Origin of the sequence: Thioalkalivibrio sp. XN279, assembly GCF_011089885.1 — a bacterium.
In the GTDB taxonomy this organism is placed as follows: Bacteria; Pseudomonadota; Gammaproteobacteria; order Steroidobacterales; family XN24; genus XN24.
This window is the reverse complement of sequence record NZ_JAANBD010000028.1, coordinates 107,089-130,993: the sequence shown is the minus strand read 5'-3', so window position 1 is coordinate 130,993 and position 23,905 is coordinate 107,089. Positions and strand designations below refer to the sequence as shown.

Genomic DNA, 23,905 nt, shown 5'->3' with positions numbered 1-23,905 from the left:
TCGGAAGGATGAAGGAACCGGTGTCGCCGCATCCACACAACCCTAGGTCAGTGTCCGTCACGCTCCAGACCGGGTCCTGGTGCTCCGATTCGGTCGTCACCCTTGCCTTGCCCGCCCATTGGGATATCACCGTGCATGATATGCAGCCCCGCCGGGCGCTGAGCGAGGAGGAAATCCGGGTGCATATTGGCGGTGTTCGTACGATACTAGGCGGGCATGATCAGCCTTTGGATCGATGCAAAATCGCGATTGTGGTCGATGACCATTCCCGCCCGACCCCCGTGAACCAACTCCTGGTCCCGCTCCTGGACGCGCTCGTCGAAATCGGGATCGAGCCGTCAAACATCAAGATACTCGTTGCAGTCGGTACCCACGAGTTCGATGACCGGCGGGTGCTCGATCGCAAGCTCGGCATGATCCCCTATGATGTCGAGGTCATTGTCCCAGACTGTTGCGAGTATAGGCAGTTTCAATACTGCGGCGAGTTGCCCAGTGGCGTCCCGGTGAAAATACACAAGGCGCTCGTCGAGGCCGACTCGAGGATCGCGATCAGTGGTGTTTACCCGCATGACGAGGTTTCGTTCAGCGGGGGTGCGAAGATCCTGATCGGGATTCTTGCACTCGAGACCATCTCGCGCATCCACCGTCGGCATGGCTTGGTGCAGCGGGGAGGCGAGGTCGACACGGCGTTTCGTCGCGACCTTGAAGACCTCGCGGAGCTCGTTGGGCTGCATTACAGCATCAACTGCCTGGTCAACCAGGACAAGCAGGTCGCGGCGCTGCATTGTGGCGACTTCAGGAGTGCGTTGCGCGCGGCAGTTGCGGATGCGCGGCAGGCCTTCGGCACGGTTGCCGACCCCGAGGCAGATATCGTCATCGCGAATGCCTATCCGATGGACACCGCGCTGTGCGTCCTTGGCAAGAGCCGCTGGTGCTTCAAGCACGCCAAGGCGCAAGCATGTCGTGTGCTGGTGACCGCGCTTTGTGATTGCCCGCTCGGACGCGTACCACTTGCGACAAGCCTGCGGGAGCGCTTCCTGCAGGCCGTGAAACGCCTGTCCGGCGGTACGCGGCTGAAGCGTTGGCTGCGGCTGAACCGGAGGCGCAACGCGCTGCGGCGTGACCCGGGCCTGAAGTGGCGCACAGGTCACATCGTGTTCGTGCCCTTCGTCGAGAGCTCGAGCCAGCGCAGGCCCGCCCTGATCGACGGTGCGCCAGTGGAGTATGACTGGGATCGTGTTGTTGGCGACCTGTTGCAACATGTCGGCGCCCACGAGCGCGTGAAGGTGTCTGTTTATCGTTGCGCGCCGATGTTGTTTCCGATCCAATCGTCATCGGAGTCACGAAACGTTGGCTGAGTCTAGGGGGAATGGCCCATTGATGAGTCATCCCAGTGCGGTTGGGATCGTCGTGATCGGACAAAACGAGGCAGACAACCTGACCGATGCCCTGGGGTCTCTTCCAGCTCAAGCCACAGTGGTCGTCTATGTGGATTCGGGCTCCACGGACGACAGCGTGCGGATTGCGAGTGGACTTGGTGTCCATGTTCTCGAGTTGGATCGTAGCGTGCCGTTTTCGGCAGCACGCGCGCGGCGGGAAGGCGTGGAGACTCTTCTCGCGGAGTTCGAGGCGGTGCGCTACATACAATTCCTCGATGGCGACTGCAGCCTCGAGCAAGTATGGATTCAAGCCGCAGTGGCGTTTCTCGATTCAAACCCCGATGTCGGAATCGTGTGTGGGCTGCTGAAGGAGCGCTACCCGGAACGATCGGTTTACAACCGGTTCAATGCGGCCCGATGGCGTTCAGTACAGACCGGCGATGTGTCGGCCAGCGGGGGTATTTTCCTGGCCCGTCTCCAAGCCTACCAGGATGCCGGTGGATTCCGCGCCGAGCTACTGACCGGCGAGGAGGCAGACCTGTGCGCCCGTGTTCGGCAGGCCGGATACAGGATCGTCCGCTTGCCCATTGCAATGGCGGACCACGACTCGGGGCTGGTCGGGTTTCGCGATTGGTGGACGCGCGCTGTGTGGGGAGGTCGCGGAGACGCTATCCAAGTCGATGTCTTGGCGAATACCTTGAGCAATCAGCAATGCAAGGAGATCCGGAGCGTCTTTGTCTGGGTCGCGGTTGTTCCGACCGTAGCTCTTGCCGGCGCGATTCTCGCCACCTGGGACACGCGCTTCTTGTGGCTGTCGGGCTTGGCGGCCGTGGGGTCCGTGACTCTCGTTGCTAGGATCATTCGGGCGCAGCTTCGAGGCGGAGAGCGCCTGGTAGATGCAATTGTGTATGCCGTCTATGCGGTCCTTCGGAAGCTGCCTTATGCCCTGGGCTATTTCCGCGAAAGGTTCCGACGGGCCAGGTCGCCACGACCCGGTCGAGCCATGTCCTCGGCTGAATGACGTCAGCTCGCGAGGGAGATTGATTTACCTGGTGAGCACCTCTCTGAGCCGGCCGTGCTTGTGTGAAGCGCGGATTCCATCATCTAAATCACAGTCAACAGATCCGCAGTCATCTGACTCTTCACTGACCAGCCTGTCCTTGGTCCCGTTTTGGTGCCACTTATAACTGGACTGCCGGCGTCCCCAAGGCCCGTTTCTCCTGACGACTCTGGATGAATTCGCTCGGTGTCAGGTGCCCGAGTGAACTGTGTGGCCGGTGGTGATTGTAGTCCAGCCGCCACGTCTCGATCTTGGCCTTCGCGTCATCGATGGACAGGATCTGATTCACATTCAGACACTTGTCCCGCAAACGCCCGTTAAACGACTCTATGTGCCCGTTATCTGTGGGCTTTCCAGGCCGCGTGAAGTCGAGCTGAATGCCGCGTTGCCAGACCCATTCCTCCAGCGCCTTGGAGGTGAACTCGGTCCCGTGATCCACCGTCAGTGACACGGGTGTTGGGCCCATGCCGAGCACCCGCTCGAGGGCCGCAGCAACCCTCTGTCCCGTCAGCGAGAAATCCACCTCAATCAGCGGACTCTCGAGACTCAACTGATCGACCACCGTGAGCATGCGAAACGGCCGGCCATCGAACAACTGATCATGCACGAAATCCATGCTCCAGCGCTCTCCGGGGGCCGCGGGCTGCGGCACCGGACCTCGATGCAGGCACATGTGCTTGCGTCGCCGGATCCGCATCCTCAGCTGCAGTCCCTCAAGCCGATACAAGCGTCGCACGCGCTTCTTGTTCACGTGCCAGCCCTCCCGCCGGAGCATCACATGGAGCCGCTGAAAGCCGAACCGCGGTCGGACCTCAGCGATCTCCCGGATCCGTCGCCGCAAGGCCGTCTGGTCTTTGGCTTGGCTCCTGCGGCTGTACGTCGAACGAGAAAACTACGCCAGGTGGCAGGCCCTGCGGGTGCTCACCTGGTAGCGTTCCTTGATCCAGCCGACCAGCGCACGGCGCCTGGCCGGCTTCAGAGCTTTTTCGCACTACCTCGCTCAGGATGTGCTTGTCCAGCTCCAGATCCGCCACCACGTGCTTCAATCGGGCGTTCTCGTCACGCAGCTGTCGCAACTCTCGCAGCTCGGTCAGGTCCAGCTTGGCGTACTTCTTCTTCCAGATGTAGAAGCTCGCCTCACTGACGCCCAGCTGCCGGCACAAATCTGCCACCGGCGTGCCGCCCTCGGCCTGGCGCAGGGCGTACATGATCTGCTCTTCCGTAAACCGCGACTTCTTCATGTCCTCATCTCCGGTTGGAGGACCCAAGAAGCCAGCTTAGTCCAGTTCTAAAATGGCGTCGAAAACTGGGGGGACGTCACACAGAAAATTGCGACGGTTGCTACGGCTAAATTCTTTACGTCTGCATCCTGTCGCATCAGTGCATTAAGTGTTTTTACATGGCAGGGGACGCCGACGAATACAAACCGTTTTCGATCTTTCTTAACTTGTGCCAAAGCCCTGTCGAAAGAAACAGGGTAATAACTTGTTTTGGCATTTGTCTGTACGTCATGTGCGGAGTTCGACTTTTCTCATGACGGGGGAACATGTCGAAGCCTTTCGCCTGTGCGATCTTATCTTCGTTTGGTGTGTGATCGGAAAACGGACAAACCGAGTCAGATTCATGCCCGGGAGTGTCAGACGGCACCCAACTCGCTATCTCGTTGAGTTTCATGCGCAAAGATGGCTGCACAACGCAGCAGGCACCACAGCCTACACACAAACCTGCTCTTACGACGTTGGCAATCCCGCCGTCACCTGGATTTCTCAACGGATCACTCTCAACGGATTTCCCAAAGTGCTTCTATTAGCGTGCTCTAGTGCAATAGTTCAGATCTAGCGCCCTCACAAATGCTCGTAATTTTTCTCGCTCAGTGCACGCACGGCGGCTAAAGCATCCTGAATTTTATCCCGGAGCGCGGGTGCACGGCGGGACAGGTTGTTTAGGGCTTCAGTCAGCGTGGACATATCGCCTGCGACGGTGGCCGGGTCAAGCGTGAGGCCTTGCAACCCGAAGTGCAACATCAGCCCCTCGAATTTGCCCATCGAAACTAGTGAAAGGGGCGGGACGCTCTGCCCCAGGCACGCGATGGCTAGGTGCATTCTGCAAACCAAAGCCATATCGAATTGTGCGGCGAGCGCCTTCACATCCCATGCCGAAATATTCTCGCGTACGTAATAGCAACGTTCGGGGGCTTTATCCTTAACTGCAGCGGCAAGCACATCACAACTCTCTAGGTCGCCGGCCTTTCCAGGCCGCCGATCATGGGCGAGGACGATTGGCACAATATCGGGCGTCCGGGCGATCCAATCCGCAATAGTGGTGCTGAACCTTTCAAGTGCACCCGGAGCGATTTTCGTGAAGACAAGGCCGCTTGCATTGAGGCAGATTATGCGACGGCCTTTCGCCTTTTGCTCGCTCATGAACGACATGGCAGCTTTGGCCACATCGCAGGAGATTTCCGGACGGAGAAGGAATGCGCTGTCGGCCACCATGGTCACTTTACGCCCAAGAAATTGCTCCATTCGCTGTTGCGACAACGGTTCTCGAGCGAATATCTCAAGCCAATTAGCTTCTTTGATGAAGGCGATGACATCGGGGTTGGGATTGGCCGAAAAACTGCTGCCGATCACGCGTGTACGACCGCCAAACAGGCTGGCGAGACGGGCTAATCGCAATCTTCGAAGGATCTGCGTGGCGCCGTATCCGCCGTCGATGATATCCGCGCCGATAACGATGACACGGCGGGCCCGCAGCATCGTGGCTACGATCCTTAGTTTTTCTTTGATCCCGCCCTTGATCGAAAGCTGCGTAACCGACGCGCGAATGGAGGTGGGATTTGGGAGTAGCGAAACGCTATAACCTTGTTGGATCAATTCTTGAGCGGCTACATCCAACATGGCCTGATCCCCAAGGCCACCGGCTCCTGCAGGCGTGATGATCACTGCTCGACCGAGAAGGCCCAATCGTTGATCTCGCTTTTGGTTGGGGGTATTTTTGTGCGCGTCCATGATCACTTTTGCAACGTTGGCAGACGTCTAGGCTTTCACTCCACCCTTCCGTCAACCGATCTCGTCAAACGAACTTTGGTGGTGGGCCATTTCGTATGCTGGGCAGTATATGACTTGAGTCGCGGGATTCCGCCAATTGAATTCGGCTTCCGGCTCACGGGCTATAAGGTTCCAGCGGTCTTGGCGCAGATGCTCGGCACGGCCCCCAACCGACATCGGTGAGAGTGGACCACGGCTCCGAGCCTCTCGCGAAAGCCCTCGAACAATGGAAAGCCTTCGAACAATGGGTCGGGGAGCAGGGTATCAGACTCGACTTCGCGCGACGATGGAATCCATTGGATCAAGGGCATATGGAGTCGTCTGACGTATATCCTTGGCTCGATTGCTTGATTGTGAACCAGTTCCTGAGCCTCGGGGGGATAGGCGGAAAATTGAAATTTGGTAGTTGCGCTACATTCGCCGCTGGGCTACCTGACATAGTGTGCATTATTCGAAAATTGTCAGTGCAAACGGCCCCAGGAAATTCTAGAGGCCTAGTTTCAGGTGACACCGTAGCAGGCCAAGACCATGCGGAGAAAATACTTCAGTCTTCCGGACGTTCCCATGGGTGGGTCGATCCCGCGCATACTGCATCAGCATTTCCTGATAGGAGAGGCAGCCATCCCTGCACCGGTACGCGCCGTGCGCGATGCTTTGCGCGCGGCCAATCCGCATTGGATCTATAGCTTCTGGGATTCGCCTCGGGCAGAAGCGTTCATCGGAGAGACCTACGGCTCGGAGATCCTCTCGCGTTATCGTCGCATCCGTCCGGAATATTATGCGGCACGATCCGATCTGCTTCGCTATCTGGCCCTCTACGCACAGGGCGGTGTCTATCTCGACATTAAGTCGACCTGCGACCGCCCCCTCGACTCGGCGATTCGCCCCGAAGACAGATTTTTATTGTTACATTTTCCACACATGATGGCGGGTTCGAGAACCCCTAGTGCCAACGCCTTCCTGAGATCGTTTCTGCCCGAGGTCGCTCACTTGCCGAACGGGGAATTCGCGCAATGGGTAATCGTCACAGTGCCCGGACACCCGTATCTTCGCGCAGTGATCGACCGCGTGCTCCAGAACATCGATAGCTACTCGCCTTTCCGTCTTGGTATGGCTGGTGGGGGGACGTTACGCTTGACGGGGCCGATCGCGTATTCACTGGAAATCGACGCCATCCGTGATTGTCATCCGCATAGCGGCCCAATGAGCGCTAATGAACGGGGCTTCGTTTATTCCGGCCTCGATCAAGGCGTCGATCACCGAAAGGTATTCGGGCGGGGTGTGCACTACGGCGACCTCAGGGGTCCGATCATCGAAACATCGCGCGGCATCGATTTGCTGGCCAGGGCCATCCCCGCACTTACCAAGATTCCGCTCGTGGCATCCATTGGCCGACGTCTACGCGCCCGAAGCATTCGTCGAAAGGCTGGATGAGCCCCGAATCTACAGGCATCTCTTCGCCTGGCAGCCTCTCCAATATGTCGCAGCCCTCCGGCACGGGCAACTTCCAGTGTAAAGCGCAATCACTTGCCCGATCTGTACCAGTACACGAAACGAAGTAGCGGGACGAGACTCGAAGCCGGTGCCGATCAGATTGTCGGGGGTTGGCAGACTGAGTCCAGTTGCGGTTTACTTAGGCTCAATGGAGCATCGGGTGGTCCTTGAGCGCGACGGCCGGTGCGAGTGACGAGCTGAGCGTTGGTCGATTGTGGGAAAGGATGCCTGCGAAACAATGAATGGACATAAGCGCCGCCGGCGGGTGCTGGTCGCCGATCTGAATAACTCTGCCCGCTACCCGACCCATTCAGTTGGGTACTTTGTGGCTGTGCTGCGCGGCGCCGGGTGGGACGTCGATGTCTTCTCGCCCTTCTTGACCGGTGTGTCCGGGGTGGTGCGTGAGCAGCCGGCCAGCCCATGGAGCCTATTGGCGGCGCGGCTGGGGTATCGCTGCGCCGTGTCACCGCGTCCTTGGGCCAAGCGTATCCGTGCCGGAGTGGCGTCCTTGCTTGCTCCCCAGTTGGCCCGGGCAACGCGTCGCGTCGCCCGGCTTTTCGAGGAACGGCTCGACCAGGAACCTCGTGTGGACGCGGTCTTGGTCTCCACCTACCTGATGTATCTTCCCTTGTGCCAGGCGATGGCAGCCGCATGTAGGGGACGCGGCATACCTTTGCTGCTCGGCAGCGCCGGGTTCACCCAGCCGAACGTGGCGCTAGAGTGGCTGGCGATCAATGGTGTGACGGCCCTTGCTGCAGGAGAGCTCGAGACGGAAGTGCCGGCAATCCTGGAGGCAATGCTGCTCGGCGACGATCTTGCGAAGTTCCAGGGGCTGTGGCTACGCGGCGAGGGCGGGCCTAGGGACGGCATAGCCCCGCCACGACGCGACCTCGATGGGGTGCCGTTTCCGGATTTTTCGGATTTTCCCTGGGATCGGTATCCTAATCGGATCATCCCGGTGATCACCGGGCGAGGTTGTGGTTGGGGCGTGTGTACGTTCTGTTCGGATATCGTCACGGCCGCCGGCCGCACCTACCGCTCGCGCTCGCCGGAGTCCGTGCTCGAGGGGTTGCGCGTCCAGTCGGAGCGCTACGGGACCAAGCTGTTCGCTTTCACCGACCTGAAGCTCAACTCGAACCTCGAGCTGTGGCATGCACTTATCGAGCGTTTCCAGGCCGTGGTGCCGGGCGCGCGCTGGATCGGTGCGGTACACATCGACGCCCAGGGCGCTAACGGCCTTAGCGGCGAGGCGCTGCGGGCGGCGCGGGCCGGGATGGTACGCCTGACGACCGGGCTGGAAAGCGGCAGCCAGCGTCTTCTGGACGCGATGAAGAAAGGCACCGACTTGGAGGTGACCTCAGCACGTCTTCGGGACGCGCGTGACGCCGGGATCAGTGTGCGGACGACGATGATCATCGGGTATCCGGGAGAGACGCCTAAGGATCTCGAGACGACGCGAGACTTCTTGCGTGTGCATCGTGACTGCATCGACCGCATCAACCTGAACCGGTTTCAGATCATGACCGGCACGGTGTTTCATCGCCAGTGGATGAAACGTCCGCAGGCTTTCCCCGGCGTTGCAGATGTCCGGCCGAATCACCGTATGGCGCAGATGGAGCATCGCCTACTTGCGGCTGCGTCCCGGAAGTATCTGCGGGCCGTCGACAGCGTGCTGAGCGAAGTGCACGCGATTAATCGGCGGCCGATCCTGGAGGTGGCGAGGGATTTCGAGGGGGTGATGTGACGGCGGCAAGTTCCTCGATGGCCCGTTGTTTCCCCGCCGTCAACACCCGCCAGTGATAGCGCCGCAGGAACCTGCGGAACTTCAGATTTTCGTAACGCGGCGCGCGCTTGAGGGCGCTTTGCAGCCAGCCCAACATCATCGCCAAGCTCCCGAGGACATATGGCTTCTCATTGAGCCGAGACGCTGCGCTCGCGAGCATGTAAACGAATCCTGTGCCCATGAAGTACTGACCGTAACCATGGCGCATGCGGCCGGTGTAGATGCCTTGCTGGCTGGAACCCATCGGCCGCAGGTGCACGAACCGGAGCTCCGGCCCGTCCCAGCTGCAGGCGATCCAGCCGTGCATCCGGCACATGTGACAGTCGATCCCGTCCCACATCACCTCTCGTACGAATCCGCCGATGGCCTCGAAGCGGTCTACCCGGTAGAACTTGGTCATGCCGAGAGACGTGTCGTCGCCGTGGCGCTCGAATAGCAGCTCGCCGTCGCGTTCGATGTAGGCCTTGCCGCTGCAGGTGGCGATGCGCGCGTCGGCTTCCATGCGCTCCATCAGGATCTCGAAGTATCGCGGCGGCAGGCGAAGGTCGAGGTCCAGCTTGCAGACGTAGTCGAAGTCGTGAGGGGTGATGGCGGCATAGCCGTCGTAGAAGGCCTCTATCACTCCGGGCCCGACCGCGCGGCGTCCGCGGTCCTTGCGGGTCACCACCTGGATCCAGGGGTACTTGGCCGCGTACTCCGCCAGGATCGATGGAGTTTCATCAGTCGAGCCATCATCCACAATCACCCACTTCGTGGGCGCTGCGGACTGCGCGATGACGCTGTCCAGGGTCTGCCGCATGTATTGCGCCTCGTTGCGGCAGGGTGAGATCAGGACATAGCGCCTGGACGGCGTGTGCCGGGCCTGGGTTCCGGGTGAAATTGACATCGGTTCAGTATATTCAATCGCTTGCTCAAGAAATCTCGCAGTCCGTCACAGAACGGTTCCATCGACGAAATATGTCATAACCCAAAGGCCCACGGCGGCTTCATTCGCGACGATCCCGATGTCCCGTTCAGAGTGATCGTCTGCAAGCTATAGGACTGCACCGCGAGCCAGGGTTGTTGCTTCGTCGCCGTCGATTGTTAATGTGAACAAGTCACTAGCAGGTACATGCGACAAAGGGTGGAATGGTCGCGGCGGTATAAACCGCCGCGACCTAGCCACCAGGCGCGCGACGGGAGAGGACGTGCTTCAGTTCACAGTGCGATTTCGGGTAACTGCCTTCTCGGCAGCTGCGCTAATGGCCGGCTGTGCATCTACCCACCCCTTGGGCGCATCTAGATGCACTAATGCCAAGCTTGTGGGCGGTGTAGAGGTCAGTGTCGAGGGGAGGGTTGCTGCTGGTCGACCCTGGTAGAGATGCACTGCTCACTGGCCGCGTCGACATCGGGGACGATCACACGCCGCTGCACTACGAAGCCAGTTATCTGATGGAGCTGGGCGATGTGTGCGCCGAGCTAACAGCGGCGCCTAAACACTTCGGTCGCCAGCGCGTCGGCCAGGACCCGGGCAACGAGGCAGCGACCCTCCAGGAAATCGATGCCAGCTACGAATTTCGTGTGAGCCATCGCAGGACGCATGGCGACTGGAAAACGGAAGCATTGGTTGGGATGCGTTATGCGCCTTCCTGGGACCTCGCCGCGTCTTTAAACGAGCCCGGCGCCGATGTCAGCGCTGAGGACGTCTACTGGACGGCAAACATTGGGTTGACGCGGCACCTGCCAGCCGTATCCTTGAGCGCCAACTGGTCGCACAGCGCCGATCCGATGTGGTTTTTGCCCGAGATCGGCCAGAGGAAGCATCGGTTCGACATGCGCCTCGACCTGTCGCGAGTCGTTGCATCGGTTGTCCCGGACGTGAACCCACAGGTGTCGATGCAGTGGAAATGGTTCGAGGCGCGTTCTCGGAGCAACGCCGTCACCGGCGACCATGCGATCAAGCTCGACATGGCCGTGGCATGGTGAACCATAACCGGCCCGCGGATTGCCGCGGCCTACTCGGCTCGGGGTCCCAACAAGCGTTGGCGTATGGCTCCGCCCAGCAGCCGGACTACGAACGGGATGTCGTGCCAAAGATATCTCTTTGCCAGCCGACCGGGTTCCTGCAGCAGCCGATGTAGCCATTCCAGCCCGATCCCTTGCATCCAGCCCGGAGCTCGTGCGACTTCGCCGGCTATGAAACTCAGGCTGATCCCGACTCCGATCCACCACGTCTTGGGGTATTCGGAACGGAGGTGGTGGATCAGCCGCTCGGCCTTTGGGAATCCGAGCGCCACGTAAACCACGTCCGGTGCCGCGGCATCCAGCGCTGCCCGCAATCTCGCCATCTCATCCGAACTGGACTCGAAGCCGAACGGCGGATAGTGCGTGCCGACGATGTTCAGGCCGGGATATCGCTCCCGCAGGATACTGGCCGCATTGGAGGCAGTTTCTGGTTGTCCGCCGCCAAGCAGAAAAAGGGAGAACCTCTCCTGCGCCGCCCGCTCGGCAATGCTCCATACCAGGTTCGAGCCGCAGACCCGGCCGGGCAGGGGCTGCCTCAAAATTCGGCTCGCCCAGATTAGCGGCATGCCGTCTGCGACGATGAGGTCGGCATCCGCGATCATGCGTTGAAGGTCGGGATGCTGGTGGCATTGGCGGGCGATGTCGGCGTTGGCGGTCACGATCCAGCCGCCCTCACGAGAGTGAAGGGCCGCGAATATATTCTGAATAACATCTTTTTCACCAAGGTGCTGGATTTCTAGGCCGGCGATTTCGATGCTGTTCCGTGGGGTGTGTTGTTCAGGGATCATCCGTTCTGCTGATATTTACGAGTGGTCACTAGCATAATCCCAGCTGGGCCCTCGACATCGAGATTTCCATCATGTTTCCGATCTTGCGCCAGTGTAGCTTTTGGGCCTCCAGGGATCAGCCCGGCGGTTCGGAGCCGCTTGAGAAAATCACGGCACCGCTTCTGGCGCCTCGATGAACATTATCGGCTTGCTCAAGCAGTTTCTCCCGAGATTGAATGTTGCTCCAACACGTTATCGGATTGACCCAAAGGAGTTTGGCTCGGGGATTCCTCGTCTGATTCATCAGACCGTCAGGTCAAAAAATGATCTGTCGCCGCAGATAGAACAGAACGTAAAAATAATCCGGGAACGCAACCGTGGCTGGCGATATTCGCTGCACGATGACTCCGATATTTCCGTTTTGCTTGAGAAGCACTTTGGCCCAGATATCCTGGGGCGGTTTCTGCAGATCAACCCGGAGTATGGCGCCGCGAGGGCCGATTTTTTCAGGTACTGCCTGCTGTATGCCGAAGGCGGAATCTACCTGGACATCAAGAACTCCACCAAGCGGTCGCTGGATGAAGTTCTGGGGCCCGCCGACAGGTTCCTAATCGCGCAATGGGATGGCATGGCGAGCGGGGCAGGCTGGGGGCGGGCCAGCGCGTTGTCTGATGTTGACGACGGGGAATATATTCAATGGTTTATCGCATGTGCGCCGGGCCATCCCTTCCTTAGGGCCGTGATTGAAAACGTTCTTGGCAACATCGACATGTATCGGCCGGCGTTGCATGGCGTCGGCCGGGCCGGAGTACTGAACGTCACGGTGCCCATCGCCTACTCGCTCGCGATCCACCCTCTACGGGCCCAGTATCCACATCGACTCGTCAGATATCAGGACCTCGGGATTGGCTATTCGATCTTCGAGTGCGGCGCCGGACATCGCAGACACCTGACCGGCCGGCATTACACTGAATTGCGTTCCCCGGTGGTACGTTTAGGGACACGCGCTAGGATCGAGTACCGCCTTTTTTACGGTCTAAAAGTGCTTCGCCGCAGGCTAAGTGGTCGCCGCAGTTGATTTTTTTCGTTCGAATGAGCGAGGGGCGTCGGCGCCATCTTCGCCAACCTTGGGTGGACCACTTCGCTATTGAGCCGCGTAGGGAGGCAGATGTGTCGGCTTCCCTTACACACCCGGCACCAATAACTTAAGATGGACGGGAAAGGCTGTCGGTTTCTCTTACATATCCGGCACCAGGACTTTCGCGTCATGGGGCGAGGCAGTGGTAACCTGTTGTTCGAATTGCTGTTGTATGGACTTGGCATGGGGCTTGCATTACTTCAGGCACGGCGCTTTGAATCGTCGCAAGTTAACCATCCAGAGGACGACAACATGAAAGTTTTTAGATCAATTATCGCCAGCGGTCTCCTGGCCACGGTAGCGCTTGCGGCCGCTCCCGCCAGCGCCGCCCTTTACACCGGGACGATCCCCCAGCCTGGCGAAACCAACGATTTTCTCGAGCAGTACGGGATTGGAGAGGTGCAAGGGTGGTACGGCGGCAACCTTTACCTCAGCAGCGGCGGACCGATAACCATTACGGTTGAGATCTTTGGTGCCGAGGCGGGGTTCACCAACAGCTTCACCTTCGGTGATGATGTGAGCTTCACGCACACGGGTAGTGAAACGGCGACATTTGCTGATGCCGATGGCATCCTTGGTTCGAGCGATGCGCTTGAGTCGGATACAACGCTGGCCGGTCCGGGGCTTTTGGACTTCTGTTTCAGCGTGAATTCGGGCGCTATTTCGTTCTGCAACGGCGCGAACAATGATGATTTGAACGCGAATCCGAACTTCTTTATCACGTTTGACGACAATTACGTCTTAGACACCGATACGACTGATGGTGCCCGCCGTTCTGGAACCTCCGTTTTCCTGTTCCTCGATGACGGTGGCGCCCAGAATGACGATAACCACGATGATCTCGTCGTGCGTTTGAGCATAACCGACGGAACGTTTGTGGTGCCGGAGCCGGGCACTCTGGCCCTGTTGGGTCTTGGCCTGGTCGGCTTTGGCATGGCGCGTCGGCGCCGGGTTGCCTAAGCAGTCCAGCTGAGTCGCTATGACTTGAAAAGCCCGGCCCTGTGCCGGGCTTTTCTTTTGCGCTGAGCGAAGCGAGTTATTGAAAAGCTCAATGCCATGCCCACTGAAGCCCCATCCACCGCCCGCCTCTTGATCGCCTGCCCCGACGCCCGCGGCATCGTTGCGGCGGTGGCGCGCTTCATCTCCGACCACGGCGGCAACCTGCTCGACGCCGACCAGCACACTGACCGGGAGCACGGCGAGTTCTTCATGCGGGTGGAGTTCGACCTCACCGAGTGCGACCTCGGGCCGGGTAACTTCGCCGCCGCATGGTCCCCGCTGGCGGCGGCGCATCGTATGTCCTGGCGCGTCCGCTTCGACGGCCAGCCGATGCGCGTAGCCATCCTCGTGGGCACGCTGCCGCATTGTCTGCAGGATCTGCTGTGGCGCTATCAGGCGGGCGAGCTGCCGATCGAGATCCCGGCCATCATCAGCAACCACGACGCGCTGCGGCCGATCGCTGCGCATGCGGGTATTACGTTCCACCATCTGCCGATCGTTAATCGCGACAAGGCAGCGCAGGAGGCGGCGATCCGCGAGCTGCTGGAACGCGAGGGGGTCGAGCTGGTGGTGCTGGCGCGCTACATGCAGGTGCTCTCGCCGGCCATGCTGCACGGCTGGGAGAACCGCATCATCAACATCCACCACAGCTTCCTGCCGGCATTCGCCGGCGGCGACCCCTACCGCCAGGCCTACGAGCGCGGCGTGAAGCTGATCGGCGCCACCAGCCACTACGTCACCGAGGTGCTCGACGACGGGCCGATCATCGCTCAGGACGTCGTGCAGGTGAGCCATCGCTGCTCAGTGGACGACCTCAAGCGCATGGGCCGCGACCTCGAGCGCACCGTGCTGGCGCGCGCCGTGCGCATGCACGTTCACGACCGGATCCTGGTGAGCCAGAACAAGACCGTCGTGTTCGACTGATTCGGGGTGGTTCGGGGGTCTGACCCCCGAAAGCCATTGATCCCCAGAGGGGTTCTGTCGCGGGGTCAGCCCATCCAGGGATTGAGCACGGCCACGCAAGCGGCCTCGAACGGGGCGGTGTCGCGCGTCGCCACCATCATGCGATGGGCGAGGGCCGTCGCCGCGATCAGCGGCAGGACTCGAGTTTCCAGGTTGTCGCGCAGGGTGTCGCGCCGTCGGCTTGCGGGCAGCGAAGCCACGCCGAAGCGCAGTTCGGCGACGGTGATCGTGGACCGTAACAGTGTTTCCAGCGGCTGGGCGTCGATCCACGCGACGACACGTGCCTCGGGCGCATTGCGCAACGGCTCGGAGATGACGTTGGTGTCGACCAGGATCATTACGGCTCAGTTGATCGACAGCGGCGTGGCAGGCGCCCGGCCCCGGGCTTCCTCCAGCGTGGCGAATTCGCGCTCGCTCAAGTCCGCTTCCCGGCCGATCTCGGCGAGCAGGGCGCCCAGCTTGACCCGTACCCCCGGCTTTACGGCGTCTTCGAGGATGGCCCGGACTTCGGCCTCCGTGCTGCGGCCATGACGTGCCGCCTGTGCACGCAGGGCGCGGTGCACGGCGTCGGGCAGGTTGCGGACGGTGATCATGGCCATGATCGGGGCCTCGCGGCAGGCAGAAGCGATGCATGCAATTTGTCTTTTTGCATGCAAATGTCAAGAAGCCGAATTGATGCCGATGTGAGCGAGAGGGGCTCGGCCCGTGGCGCTTCAGATCCTCGTGCTCGCCTCCGCCGACTCCGCGCTCGCCAGCCCCTGGCTGTCAATCGCCACGATGGCGAAATACCACCACCCCTCACTCAGGCCGTCGATGAAGTAGCGCGTCAGGCCCGGGTTCGTGATCTCGATGCTGTAGCTGTAGCGGCGCGACTGCTGGCCGTAGAGGATCCGGTAGCCGGACAGCTTCGTCAGCGGCGAGCCATCCACGCGCTCGGTCGGCGGCTGCCAGCTCAGCGTGGCGTTGCCCGTCCCGGTCGGGTTGTGGGTCGCGAGGTCGGTTTCAGGGGGGAGGATATCGGCGTCGCAGGCGAGGAGGGACAGTAGCGCCAGCAGCAGGGCAGGGAAGAGCAAGATCCGGGCTGTAGATTGGTACATAGGCTCGGGGGTTCTCCAGCGGTTGTCGGGCGTGGAAAAGCCGCGGATTGGACCAGCGCCGGAGAAGTCAAACAACTGTTTCTTGCGTACATAGCGTCGATCACTGGCTGTCTAGGCTCGGGTAGATCGTTTGGAAACAGCTGGTTGGAGAATTAACCTGATTATTTGTCGAGATTCGGACGCTCGGGTTCAGAGTCTTGGTGAGCTATCGCACGGATCAGCTTGGTCAGAATATGTAAAACTGAAAGGCGGCAGCGCCGTTCCGTCCCGACGGCCATCGAGCGGGTTGCGCGGGATTTGCGCAAATCAAAGAAAAACCCCCGCCGGCTCGCGCCGACGGGGGTCAGGCCCCCTCCCCCAAGCGAGGGTCAATCCACCTCAGTTCTTCCGCCGCCGCAGCCCGAAGCCCAGCAGCCCGGCGCCGAGCAGGGCGAGGGTGGCCGGCTCCGGCACCTTGGCCGGCATGACATCGACGCTCAGCGAGATCCCACCGACGTTGTCTTTGTAATAGCTGTCCGAGATGAAGAACGTGATGCTGGAAATGCCGGTGAATGGTGCGACCGGCACCGCGTTGGCCAGCGCCGCGGCCGCCGTCGCGTATCGCACGCCATCCGAGACCAGCGTGGCGGTGCTGGTGTCGCCGTTGATGAAGTAGGACCAGTTGTTGATCCAGCCCTTGGTGCAGATGCCGTCGTTGTTGCAGTTCTCGTTCCGCCCCCAGGCGTTCCAGGCGTCGTAGGCGCCGCCGTCCAGGATACCGATCTGGGTGACATCGATGATGTCAGTCAGCGCGGTGTTGAACGTCACGCCGTTGTTGATGTCGTTCGGGCCGTTGGTGGTGGTGGAGTTGAGGTCCACGATGACCGCGGCGTGTGCGGCCGATGCGGCGAACGTCAGTGCGCAGGCGATTCCCAGGGTGCGAAGGCTCTTCATTTCCATTGTCTCCAGCTTGATTCGGGCTCGGGGCGTGCCGATGAATTTGGTTTCTGGGTAGGGAACTGCAGGGATCGTGCCAACCGGCGAGTAGCCACAAAACCCAGGCATTCCCGGGGTCTTGAGCCGGCTGTCGGAATGCGTTTGTCAGGTTGCCCGACGGCCCCGATTCGGCCCCGAGCGCGCTACCGAAACGAAACCGGCGCGCGACTTGTGACGGGCGTCACGTGTCCTGCGCGGGTTCCGCGTTTCGGGACGCCGGCAGGGCGCTGCGGGGCGTTTCGCGTATGTAAGACCCCTCGACATGACATAGGTCACAATCACTTACGGGGGTCTGACCCCCGTAAGTGCATTAAAAAACGGGCCGCTTGCGCGGCCCGTCGAAGGGAACCCGCCTTGCGGCGGTTGCACTGCTCCCGGAACTGGGAAGTTGTCCTGTTATCCGATCGTCTTGCTCGCCACGGCCGACTTGGCGCTTTCCAGGCCGGCGGTGTCGGTCGCCGTCACGGCGAAGTACCAGGTGCCGGCCGGCAGGTCGTCGATCTGGTGGCTCGTCAGCGAACCGTCGACGCGCACCGACTGGCTGAGGTTGCTGCTGCTGGTGCCGTAATAGATGGTGAAGTGGCCGACGCCCTCGAGCGGCGTGCCGTCTTCGCGCTCGGTCGGCGCGGTCCAGCTGAGCTTGGCGAAGCCGGTCGCCGGCGGCGGGGCCTCGCTCACCACCAGGTCGAAGGCCGGCAGGCTCACGCTCTGCTGCCCGTCGGTGACGCTGATGATGATGTGCAGGTGCGTGCCGACGTTGCTCGAGCTCGGCGTGCCGGACAGGCGGCCGGTGTTGCTGTCGAAGCTCAGCCAGGCCGGCTTGTTGCTCACCGAGAAAGTCAGGGCGTCGCCATCCGGGTCGGAGGCGGTGGGCTGGAAGCTCCATGCCGTGCCGACTTCGACGCTGGTGCCCGGCGTGCCGGAGATGGTCGGCGGGTTGTTCGCCGGTGCCGGCGTCGGATTCGGATCAGGCTCAGGAGCCGGTTCCGGGTCGGGCTCTGGGGCCGGGTCGCCAGGATCCGTGGGGTCGCCCGGATCGGTCGGATCGGTGGACTCGTTCGGGTCCGGCTCGGGCTCGGTATTGTTCGTTGGGGCTTCGCTGCGGCCGGCGGCATTGATGGCGCTCAGCTGGGTCTCGTCGGCATAGGCCGCGTCGAGCGTCGCCACTTCCAGCACAGTGTCGATCTCGGCGGGCAGGGCGGCGGCCAGGTCGGCGGGCAGCGCGCCAGGCGCCACGGCCTGCAGCACGACGATGGTCTCGTCGATACGCGGGTCGTCGCTCAGCACCTTCGCGGCCCGCAGCGAGCGCATCGCCTGCTCGAGGGCGGAGGCGGGGATGGCAACGTTCGCGCTGTTGTTTGCGGCGGGGGTATCGGGACGCACCTGCTGGATGGCACTGTCCATCGCCGTCGTCGCATCGTAACCGTACACGTGCAGCCGATTGGTCATGGCCTGCAGCAGCACGGCGGCGCTCGCCACGTTCGCCACCGCGGCCGTGCGGGCGTCGACGCCCGAGGCGCCCTGGCCGTCGATCCAGCCGTCGACCAGGTCGGCGGCGAGGCGGTCCACCACGGTGTCGCCGTCGATGTTGGCGCCGGTGACGACCATGGCGTCGCGAGTGCGGCGTATCATTTCGCCAAGCGTTTCGCTGGTCTTGACGATGACGTGGACGTTGTTCTCGTCAATCGGGGTTTCCGCGGGATCCGGGACGATCGCAGCGTCGAGGCCGAAGCCGTAGCGCTTGACCACGGCCTCTCGGGCCGTCGCTACGTTGGTGTCGTTGAGACCGCCGGCGCGTTGGGCGGCGCCGAAGATCAGCGTGGTGAAGGGGTTCAGGTTGCTGACGGTGCGGTTGTTCGGGCGCGAGATCGCGGTCACGAGCCGGAAGTCCGGCGCCATGCCGGTCACCAGGTCGATGCCCTGGTCCGCTTCTATTGTCAGCGCGTAGTCTTTGCCGCGCGCCTTGATGACGATGTCGTAATCGGCGGTGGAGCTGCTTTCGGTCTCCAGCAGCAACTGCCCGGAGCTGGAGCGGGCCCGCATGCGTGCGCCCACGATCGGCCCATCGCCGACGCTGCCGGTGACGCGGGTCTCGTAAATCTCGTCGGGGTTCACGCCCGACGGCGGCGGGTTGGCAACGGAGGAAATGAGGCTGCCAGTCCCGCCGCCGTCCTCACCGCCGCAACCAACGACGGTCATCAGGAGAGAGACGGCCAGCGCGCCGAGCGCTGATTTTACATGTTCGGTCCGAATAGCCATGGCGAAACCTCGCTTCGCAACATGGCCACGGAAAAGTTCAACTCACGGGAGGCAGTGCAGTGCGTATGGCGTAGCGTCGTGCTGCGCCGGCGAGAACGCGCCGGGCTTGGAAAGTGGCTGCTGAACCGTTGCCGGTGTGTCAGCCTCAATTGTGTGCCGATTCTTTCCATGATTCCTGGCAGCCCCGCTATCGTAGGATTTGGAGTCCCTTAGACCGGTGGCTTTGCGTCCTCACCTTTCGGTGAGTTTGCCTTTTTCAGTGGCCCCTACTTCTGTTGTCTTCACAGATCCCGTCGCCGGGTCTTACCGACACAGGGCAAACCGCCTCGAGGCGTGGTCCTTGGGCGGCGTCTGTGCAGGGGGTTGCCTGGGGAGTCGAGGGCGCCGGGGGGAGGGGAGTGTGGCGGCACCTCAGCTTGGCAACCCCGCTGTCGTAGGACTTCGTCCCTTAGACCGGTGGCTTTGCGTCCCCACCTTTCGGCGGGTTTGCCCTTGTCAGCGAGGGTGAAAGTAGCAGAGCGGCGCGCCGAAAAGCAAAGGTTTTTCGTGACCCGCGTCACGGTTCCTGCATTTATCGGGTGGTTTGGGGGGTCTGACCCCCGAAAGTTATTGAAAGGCAAAGAGAAGCGCCTCCAGGGATTTCCTGGAGGCGCTTGTGGTTCGTCTCGAATCTTGAGCCTAGGTGGCTCGACGACGCAGTAGCGCGACGCCCACCAGCCCTAATCCCAGCAGCGCCAACGGCGCCGGCTCGCTCACCGGCACGTCCACGCCGCGGATGAAGGCGGAGATGTGGGAGTAATCGCCCTTGAAGCTGTTGTAGAACCCTTCGATGTCGAGGGTGAGGCCGCTCCAGTAGTAGGCCACATACTCGTTCAACGGCGGGCTATTCTCGTCCGGCTGCTTCACCATGAGCGCGAAATCGACCGTGCCGGAGTAAATGGATACCAGCGAGAAGAAATAATCCCAGTCCTCGTCGTCAGATATGCCGGCGCTCAGCGTGAAGCCCGGCACCACTTCGTCATACCCCGTCTTCTGGTCGTATTTGCCGACGAACAGGAGCGGGTCGCCCGCGCCCTGGAAGAGGCCATTGACGGCGCTGGTCTCGGAGGCGACGGAATCGTTGCTGAGCGTCCCGATCGCGCATGAATCGGGCATCTCAGTATTGGCCTTCGCGCCTGGCGTCCCATCACATGAGATCGGGCTCAAGGCGCCCAGCGCGTGGCCGGAAAGCAGCAGCGCCACGCCCGCGAGCATGCATTGAAAGATCATCGTCCTGGTTTTCATGAAGTGACCCTCCGGTCTGTCCTTTAACCGCGGGTCGGAGCGTTTGTTATTCGAGATTGGAAACTCCAGCCCTCACCAGGAGAGATGCATATCGCATGCCAGCTTTGCTGGTCGCGCCAGGGAGAAAAAACCGGTTTTCAAACAATTGCTTGGACACAGGGTCTCAGGCGCGGCCCGAGGCGTGGGATGAGGGCGTCAAATTTATTGACGTGGGTTATGCGAGGAGGTCCGTACGCAGGCTTGGGGCCAGGGTGATGCGCCCGGTCTCGGCGCGCGATGACAGAGAACAAAAAACATTTAAATAAGTAGGTTATGAGTAATACCTAGAAAAATTGTTAATTTTTTTTTGGCGCAAATGCCCTTGGGTAAGCGGCATCCGCTGCCGGAAGTTATGTCAAGTTTACCGACATGATCGGAAAGGCCCGGCTGAGGGCGTGCAGGGTGGCCGGGACGGTCGGGATTCTGTATATGGCTGTGGCTTCAACGCCCGTACTTCGGCGCACGCTCCCAGGCCAGCGACGACGACACGATGCGGTCCAGGTCGTCGTGCTGCGGCGTCCAGCCGAACAGCTCGCGGATGCGGCGGGCGTCGGCGACCAGGGTCGGCGGGTCGCCGGCGCGGCGCTCGGCCTCGCGCACCTGTAGTGGCTCGCCCGTGATCCGTTCGAAGGCCTGTACCACCTCGCGCACGCTGTAGCCGTGCCCGTAGCCGCAGTTGAGTACCTGCGATGCGCCGCCGTCGCGCAGCCAGGCGAGGGCGTCGAGATGGGCGGTGGCGAGGTCCTCGACATGGATGTAATCGCGCACGCCGGTGCCGTCGGGCGTGTCGTAATCGGTGCCGAAGATGGTGAGCGCCTCGCGCTTGCCGGTGGCGACTTCGGCGGCGACCTTGATGAGCAGCGTGGCCTGCGGCGTCGACTGGCCGATGCGTCCTTCGGGGTCTGACCCCGCAACGTTGAAATAGCGCAGGGCGACGTAGCGCGGGCCGCCCGCCGCGGCCAGGTCGCGCAGCATCCACTCGCTCATGAGCTTGGAGGTGCCGTAGGGGTTGATCGGCGCGTTGGGGGAATCCTCGCGGGCGATCCCGCCCGGCGGCATGCCGTACACCGCGGCGGTGGAGGAGAACACGATGTGCTTCACGCCGGCTTCGGATGCGCACTGCAAGAGGTTGCGCGTGGCGCAGGTGTTGTTGCGGTAGTACTTGAGCGGGTCGGATACGGATTCCGGCACGATGGTGTGCGCCGCGAAGTGCATGATGGTGTCGATCTCGTGCTCGGCGAGGACTTTCTGCACCAGCTCGCGGTCGCCAGTGTCGCCGACGATGAGCTCGCCGTGCGTCACGGCCGCGGCGAACCCGGTGGAGAGGTTGTCCAGGGTGACGACGCGTTCGCCGGCGTCGCCGAGCTGGCGCACGACATGGCTGCCGATGTAACCGGCACCGCCGGTGACGAGGATTCCGTTGGCCATCGGGGAGACTCTTCCGTGTGGTTTTAGCGCCGCGATCATACCCCTTTCGGGGTCTGACCCCGGTAAGCATATGTTTTATTTGTGAAACAGGTCGCAAATGGGGGCATTCGGGCGGCCTGGGCGCGCGAAAACCGCCATTGAAGGCACGGGGCCGAATTCCGAGTACAATGCGCCGCCGCGCTTACGCTACGGCCAACGCCCGGTTTGCTGTCACGCAAGGCCCCTGCAGAGGGGCTTTTTTTGACCCATACTCTTTTTCAATCAACAACCTACGGGGGTCAGACCCCCGAAAAACTATGAAGCTGCGCAACATCGCGATTATTGCCCACGTCGACCACGGCAAGACGACCCTGGTGGACAAGCTGCTGAAGCAGTCCCAGACCCTCGCGGACCGCGAGGAGCTGCAGGAGCGGGCGATGGATTCCAACCCGCAGGAGCGCGAGCGCGGCATCACGATCCTCGCCAAGAACACCGCGATCCGCTGGAACGACTACCGCATCAACATCGTCGACACGCCCGGCCACGCCGACTTCGGCGGCGAGGTCGAGCGCGTGCTCTCCATGGTCGACTCGGTGCTGCTGCTCGTCGACGCCGTCGACGGCCCCATGCCGCAGACGCGCTTCGTCACGCGCAAGGCCTTCGACCACGGCCTGAAGCCGATCGTGGTCATCAACAAGGTCGACCGCGACGGCGCCCAGCCGCACCGCGCCGTCGAGCTGACCTTTGATCTCATGGACAGCCTCGGCGCCAGCGACGAGCAGCTCGACTTCCCCATCATCTACGCCTCGGCGCTGCTCGGCCGCGCCGGCTTCGACCCCGAGCACCTCGCCGCCGACATGCAGCCGCTGTTCGAAACCATCGTCAGCCGCTGCCCGCCGCCCGACGTCGATCCCGAGGGCCCGCTGCAGCTGCAGCTCAGCGCGCTGGACTACTCCAGCTACGTCGGCGCCATCGGCATCGGCCGCATCAAGCGTGGCCGCCTCAAGCGCAACATGCCCGTCACGGTGGTCGCCGCCGACGGCACGAAGCGCAGCGAGAAAGTCATGCAGGTGTACTCCTTCCTCGGCCTGAAGCGCGTGGAAGTGCCCGAGGCCGAGGCGGGCGACATCGTCGCCTTCGCCGGCATGGAGCACCCACTCATCTCCGACACCCTGTGCGACCCGGCGAAGCCCGAGGCGTTGCCGCCGCTCACGGTCGACGAGCCGACCATCCAGATGAGCTTCGAGACCAACGACTCGCCCTTCGCCGGCCGCGAGGGCAAGTTCGTCACCAGCCGCCAGCTGCGCGAGCGCCTCATGCGCGAGGCCGTGCACAACGTCGCCCTGCGCGTCGAGGACACCGAAGACCCCGAGCGCTTCCTGGTCTCCGGTCGCGGCGAGCTGCACCTGTCCGTGCTGCTCGAGACCATGCGCCGCGAAGGCTACGAGCTCGCCGTCTCGCGCCCGCACGTCATCACGCGCGAGACGGGGGAGGGCGTGACCGAGGAGCCGTGGGAGCACGTCGCCATCGACGTCGAGACGCGCCACCAGGGCGCCACCATGGAGCAGCTCGGCGAGCGCGGCGGCGAACTGCTGGACATGCGCCCGGACGGCGCGGGGCGCGTGCGCCTCGACTACCGCGTTCCGAGCCGCGGCCTGATCGGATTCCAGTCCGAGTTCCGCAGCATGACCTCGGGCACGGGCTTGCTGCACCACGTCTTCGACCGCTACGCGCCGGTGAAGTCCGGCCCGCTGGCACAGCGCCCCAACGGTGTGCTGATCGCCAACGGCACCGGCAAGGCGCTGGCCTATGCGCTGTTCAACCTGCAGGAGCGCGGCCGCCTGTTCACCGCGCCCGGCGACGAGGTCTACGAGGGCCAGGTCGTGGGCATCCACAGCCGCGACAACGACCTCACGGTGAACCCGCTCAAGGCCAAGCAGCTCACCAACATCCGCGCCGCGGGCAAGGACGAGAACCTGAACCTGAGCCCGGCCATCCGCCTCACCCTGGAGCAGGCGATGGAGTTCATCGACGACGACGAGCTGGTCGAAATCACGCCCGCGGCGATCCGCGTGCGCAAGCGCTATCTCAAGGAACACGAACGGAAGCGCGCGGACAGGTCCACTCCGACTGTTAAAGCGTGAGCTGAATCACGCTTTGCATGCTGCTGAAATCTCTATAGTTCGTCTCCCAGGCTGGATTATGTC

20 protein-coding genes, 1 pseudogene and 2 riboswitches are annotated in these 23,905 nt (G+C 61.9%); of the genes and pseudogenes, 9 read left to right on the top strand and 12 right to left on the bottom strand.

Annotation, left to right across the window (positions count from 1 at the left end; genetic code table 11):
- Positions 1-8: 8 nt before the first annotated feature.
- Positions 9-1,358 carry a lactate racemase domain-containing protein gene (locus G8346_RS10270; protein WP_166050897.1) on the top strand — a complete coding sequence of 450 codons (1,350 nt, stop codon included), beginning with the start codon at positions 9-11 and terminating at the stop codon, positions 1,356-1,358.
- Between the two features lie 22 nt (positions 1,359-1,380).
- Complete coding sequence (locus G8346_RS10265) at positions 1,381-2,400, top strand: glycosyltransferase family 2 protein (protein WP_166050895.1); 1,020 nt, start codon at positions 1,381-1,383, stop codon at positions 2,398-2,400.
- A gap of 160 nt (positions 2,401-2,560) precedes the next feature.
- Here the strand turns inward: G8346_RS10265 and G8346_RS10260 are convergent.
- The 3 genes and pseudogenes from G8346_RS10260 to G8346_RS10250 form a co-directional block, all read right to left on the bottom strand.
- Positions 2,561-3,680: pseudogene (locus G8346_RS10260) on the bottom strand (IS3 family transposase).
- A gap of 47 nt (positions 3,681-3,727) precedes the next feature.
- Entirely contained in the window at positions 3,728-3,895 is a 168-nt protein-coding gene (locus G8346_RS15145) for a Coenzyme F420 hydrogenase/dehydrogenase, beta subunit C-terminal domain (RefSeq protein ID WP_166050893.1), read from the bottom strand.
- Between the two features lie 388 nt (positions 3,896-4,283).
- Positions 4,284-5,450: a polysaccharide pyruvyl transferase family protein gene (locus tag G8346_RS10250; protein ID WP_166050891.1), complete on the bottom strand. Its 1,167-nt coding sequence runs from the start codon at positions 5,448-5,450 to the stop codon at positions 4,284-4,286.
- 603 nt (positions 5,451-6,053) lie between these two features.
- On the opposite strand from G8346_RS10250, the gene G8346_RS10245 reads away from it, so the two are divergent.
- A complete protein-coding gene (locus G8346_RS10245; protein WP_166050888.1) occupies positions 6,054-6,923 on the top strand; it encodes a glycosyltransferase family 32 protein in 870 nt (289 codons plus the stop codon).
- 298 nt (positions 6,924-7,221) lie between these two features.
- Entirely contained in the window at positions 7,222-8,727 is a 1,506-nt protein-coding gene (locus G8346_RS10240) for a radical SAM protein (protein ID WP_166050886.1), read from the top strand.
- On the opposite strand, the gene G8346_RS10235 is transcribed toward G8346_RS10240, so the two are convergent.
- The gene (locus G8346_RS10235) at positions 8,675-9,652 is read right to left on the bottom strand and encodes a glycosyltransferase family A protein (protein ID WP_166050884.1); all 978 of its coding nucleotides are present in this window, start codon (positions 9,650-9,652) and stop codon (positions 8,675-8,677) included. The two genes, G8346_RS10240 and G8346_RS10235, sit on opposite strands and share 53 nt — an antisense overlap.
- A 449-nt stretch (positions 9,653-10,101) precedes the next feature.
- Between G8346_RS10235 and G8346_RS10230 the strand changes: the two genes are divergently transcribed.
- Positions 10,102-10,731: a hypothetical protein gene (locus tag G8346_RS10230; protein ID WP_166050882.1), complete on the top strand. Its 630-nt coding sequence runs from the start codon at positions 10,102-10,104 to the stop codon at positions 10,729-10,731.
- Between the two features lie 29 nt (positions 10,732-10,760).
- Here G8346_RS10230 and G8346_RS10225 read toward each other — a convergent pair whose 3' ends face one another.
- Positions 10,761-11,558: a WecB/TagA/CpsF family glycosyltransferase gene (locus G8346_RS10225; RefSeq protein WP_166050880.1), complete on the bottom strand. Its 798-nt coding sequence runs from the start codon at positions 11,556-11,558 to the stop codon at positions 10,761-10,763.
- A 172-nt stretch (positions 11,559-11,730) separates the two neighbouring features.
- On the opposite strand from G8346_RS10225, the gene G8346_RS10220 reads away from it, so the two are divergent.
- The 3 genes from G8346_RS10220 (at position 11,731) to purU (ending at position 14,598) form a co-directional block, all read left to right on the top strand.
- Positions 11,731-12,615 (top strand): glycosyltransferase family 32 protein, encoded by an 885-nt coding sequence (locus G8346_RS10220; protein WP_166050878.1) that lies wholly within the window; start codon positions 11,731-11,733, stop codon positions 12,613-12,615.
- A 213-nt stretch (positions 12,616-12,828) separates the two neighbouring features.
- Positions 12,829-13,635 (top strand): PEP-CTERM sorting domain-containing protein, encoded by an 807-nt coding sequence (locus G8346_RS14650; protein WP_206202691.1) that lies wholly within the window; start codon positions 12,829-12,831, stop codon positions 13,633-13,635.
- Between the two features lie 96 nt (positions 13,636-13,731).
- Positions 13,732-14,598, top strand: a complete 867-nt coding sequence (gene purU / locus G8346_RS10210) for a formyltetrahydrofolate deformylase (protein WP_166050876.1) — start codon at positions 13,732-13,734, stop codon at positions 14,596-14,598.
- Between the two features lie 65 nt (positions 14,599-14,663).
- Here purU and G8346_RS10205 read toward each other — a convergent pair whose 3' ends face one another.
- The 7 genes from G8346_RS10205 to galE form a co-directional block, all read right to left on the bottom strand.
- A complete protein-coding gene (locus tag G8346_RS10205; RefSeq protein WP_166050874.1) occupies positions 14,664-14,975 on the bottom strand; it encodes a PIN domain-containing protein in 312 nt (103 codons plus the stop codon).
- A gap of 6 nt (positions 14,976-14,981) precedes the next feature.
- Positions 14,982-15,236, bottom strand: coding sequence for a plasmid stabilization protein (locus tag G8346_RS10200; RefSeq protein ID WP_166050872.1), 255 nt, complete (start codon positions 15,234-15,236; stop codon positions 14,982-14,984).
- Between the two features lie 114 nt (positions 15,237-15,350).
- The gene (locus tag G8346_RS10195) at positions 15,351-15,734 is read right to left on the bottom strand and encodes a fibronectin type III domain-containing protein (RefSeq protein ID WP_166050870.1); all 384 of its coding nucleotides are present in this window, start codon (positions 15,732-15,734) and stop codon (positions 15,351-15,353) included.
- Between the two features lie 378 nt (positions 15,735-16,112).
- Entirely contained in the window at positions 16,113-16,667 is a 555-nt protein-coding gene (locus G8346_RS14645; protein WP_206202690.1) for a PEP-CTERM sorting domain-containing protein, read from the bottom strand.
- Positions 16,668-17,105: 438 nt separating this feature from the next.
- Positions 17,106-18,968 (bottom strand): putative Ig domain-containing protein, encoded by a 1,863-nt coding sequence (locus G8346_RS10185; RefSeq protein ID WP_166050867.1) that lies wholly within the window; start codon positions 18,966-18,968, stop codon positions 17,106-17,108.
- A gap of 174 nt (positions 18,969-19,142) precedes the next feature.
- Positions 19,143-19,230: riboswitch (cyclic di-GMP riboswitch) on the bottom strand.
- Between the two features lie 153 nt (positions 19,231-19,383).
- Positions 19,384-19,469, bottom strand: a riboswitch (cyclic di-GMP riboswitch).
- 177 nt (positions 19,470-19,646) lie between these two features.
- Positions 19,647-20,252, bottom strand: coding sequence for a PEP-CTERM sorting domain-containing protein (locus tag G8346_RS10180; RefSeq protein WP_166050865.1), 606 nt, complete (start codon positions 20,250-20,252; stop codon positions 19,647-19,649).
- Between the two features lie 480 nt (positions 20,253-20,732).
- Positions 20,733-21,719, bottom strand: a complete 987-nt coding sequence (gene galE, locus G8346_RS10175) for a UDP-glucose 4-epimerase GalE (protein ID WP_166050863.1) — start codon at positions 21,717-21,719, stop codon at positions 20,733-20,735.
- 296 nt (positions 21,720-22,015) lie between these two features.
- On the opposite strand from galE, the gene typA reads away from it, so the two are divergent.
- Entirely contained in the window at positions 22,016-23,842 is a 1,827-nt protein-coding gene (gene typA / locus G8346_RS10170) for a translational GTPase TypA (protein ID WP_166050860.1), read from the top strand.
- The last annotated feature ends 63 nt before the right edge of the window (positions 23,843-23,905 follow it).